2 protein-coding genes are annotated in these 2648 nt (G+C 46.7%); both read right to left on the reverse strand.

What is annotated here, in order from left to right:
• Positions 1 to 180: 180 nt before the first annotated feature.
• Complete coding sequence (gene istB / locus BUA79_RS12120; RefSeq protein WP_073994673.1) at positions 181 to 960, reverse strand: IS21-like element helper ATPase IstB; 780 nt, start codon at positions 958 to 960, stop codon at positions 181 to 183.
• Positions 960 to 2495, reverse strand: coding sequence for an IS21 family transposase (gene istA / locus BUA79_RS12125; RefSeq protein WP_073994674.1), 1536 nt, complete (start codon positions 2493 to 2495; stop codon positions 960 to 962). The genes istB and istA overlap by 1 nt, the downstream gene beginning before the upstream one ends.
• Between the last annotated feature and the right edge of the window lie 153 nt (positions 2496 to 2648).

The following is a 2648-nucleotide window of genomic DNA, read 5'->3' on the forward strand; positions in this document are numbered from 1 at the left end:
TGAATATTCCGTTCCAATAATGCATGCTTTTCGGAAAGTCAGAGCATCCCTATCCGGAAGAACAGAGCACCGCTTTCCGGATAGAGTGCAGTTTGTAAGTTAAATCTTAATCGAGTTCATCGTTGGCACCAGGATCAACTGCCCAGATAAGATTGACCCATTCTTCAGAATTCATCGGTCTCAAGCATGTGCCCCACATCCTTTGACGGAGGATTTTAATCCATGGCGCTCACGCATGGATATCCGGCCATCAATCATGACTTCATAGGAATTGTGAACAATCCGGTCGATGATGGCTTCTGACACCGTAGCATCCCTTTCCGTACCGATACGTCCATACCAGTCACCTGGTTCAAACTGGGTACAAAAGATGACCGAGCCACGCATGGTTCTTGATTCGATGATTTCCAGAAGCTCCCTTGCCTGGTCGCTTGCAAGTGGCGAAAGAAGGAATTCATCCAGTATCAGCAGGTCAACCTTCTGATACGATTTGATTACTTTTTCAAAGGTTCCTTCCCCATGGGCCACAGCAAGTTCATTCAGAAGGTCCGGCAGCCTTACATAGCGAACCTTGACATAGTTTCTGCATGCGGTAATACCGAGGGCACAGGCAATATATGTCTTTCCATTACCAGAAGCGCCCTTCAGTATGATATGGTGGTTTTCGCTGATGTACCTGCCGGCTGTGAACTCCAGCATCTGTGCTTTATCCAGTTTCCTGTCCGCATGATATTCGATATCTTCCACGCAGGCATTCGGATACCGGAAATCAGCAGTACGGATTAACTTTTGGAGTTTAGTGCTTTTACGCTTGTCCCATTCTTTGTCGACCAGCATACCAAAGCGATCTTCGAATGAGAGTGAACCAAAGGTCTGGTCATTGCATTGGGTGTCGAAGGCATCTGCCATGACCGAGAGCCGCATATCATGCAGCTTATCAATGGTTACCTGACGTACCATTAGCGGTCACCTCCTTTGAAGTAGGCTGCCCCACGGGTAATTCCAGGAGATGTACATCTGTCAGCAGGAGAGGCTGTGGCCGCTACTTTATCCTGGCCATTTTTCAGGATGGTTGATATATTTTTCAAACTTGGACTTGGAGTGTAGCTGAGTGCCTTTTCACAAGCTTTCTCCAGGCGCTCCATGGAATAACGGTCAGCAAGCTTCATAAGGGATGCGCAGGGCTTGTATCCCTGCTGTTCCACCTTATGCATGAATAGAAAGTTTTTCACGACCAGAAGTGTGGAAGCACCCACATTTTCGGCCCACTCCTGAAAACTCTCCGCGTTATAAGCGAGGTATTTCCGGTGATTTTCGGGCATGTGTTCCGGAGTATAAATCGGATTCGGTGAATAGGCCACACGCACATGGGAAGCGATACGGTTTCCGTGGAAGAAGACTTCGATGCTTTTTTCAGTACTTCGAATCTCGACTCCCTTGCCAATAAATTCATAGGGCACAGAATACTTGCAATCTCCTATATTTATGAGATAATCAGGTTGTATGGTGGCTTTTGACCAGATAGCCGTTTCATACGAAGAAGCAGGTAATGGCAAGAGGAAGTTTTTTTCTTCCTCTTCAAATGCAGCAAGCCTGCTTCCTTTCTTTTTTTGAAAAGATTTCTCGTTGAACTCCTGCAGCTTTTCACGGATTGCCCGATTCAACTCCTCGAAGGAAAAGAACTTGCGATTCCTGAGTGCTGCAAGGATCCATGTCTCAAGAACACCTACTGTGCCCTCTGCATTCGATTTGTCACGAGGTTTGACCGGTCGTGCAGGAATGATGGCAGTGCCATAATGTTCAGCCATCTCATGGTAGGAGCGATTTAGAACCAGCTCTGTCCGCGTGTTCTTGATTACACCGGTCTTTAAATTGTCCGGGACAAGAATACGGGTAACGCCGCCAAAGAAGGAATAGGCATGTACATGTGCATCAATCCAATGGTTGGACTTCATATCAGGAAAAGCTTCTGCATAGCTGTACAGGCTACACGGAAGGCATGCCACAAATATATAAGCCTTGATGGATCCACCCGCAGCTTCATCGAAAACGGTAAGTGTGTCACCAACCCAGTCTACTTCCATAAGTTCTCCCGGTTTACGTTTAATCCGCAGAGTAGCCTTCTTGGAAGCTGCATAAGCATGATACTTCTCGTTAAACTGGGTGTGCTGATACGGAATCGCCTGTTCCGCTTCACATTTGGCACAATACTCAGACCAAAGAAGCGTCAGTGTAACTCCGGGCTTTGCCAGTTCATTGTAGATGTATTCAAAGTCAGGAAGTTTCCTGCCCTCATTGACACCACGATCCGGATATAGGATCAGTCCGATGTCCTTATCAGTAAGGGTATCCGGTATCGGCCAGCCCAGATTTATATCCTGTGCCAGTTTCCATACCTCGGCAACGGTATTTCTGGAACTGCCGCTACTGCTCGCAACGCTTACGTTGCTGTAGTCCAGGCTCTTGAGCCTGATAATATCTCGATAATTCACCATGATTATCGACCTCCATAATAGTATTTACACATTTACATGTGTATGAACTTATTATAGAGGAATGCACTGGCAATCGGAATCACCTGCACTGATTTACCGGAAACAGGTGCACCGAAAAAGCGAAAAGCGTGCACTATTCAATCGGAATACCCA

The organism is Parasporobacterium paucivorans DSM 15970, assembly GCF_900141895.1.
In the GTDB taxonomy this organism is placed as follows: Bacteria; Bacillota; Clostridia; order Lachnospirales; family Lachnospiraceae; genus Parasporobacterium; species Parasporobacterium paucivorans.

Coding starts and splice junctions, on each gene's coding strand:
- istB (WP_073994673.1), bottom strand. CDS start 960: ATGGTACGTCAGGTAACCATTGATAAGCTGCATGATATGCGGCTCTCG.
- istA (WP_073994674.1), bottom strand. CDS start 2,495: ATGGTGAATTATCGAGATATTATCAGGCTCAAGAGCCTGGACTACAGC.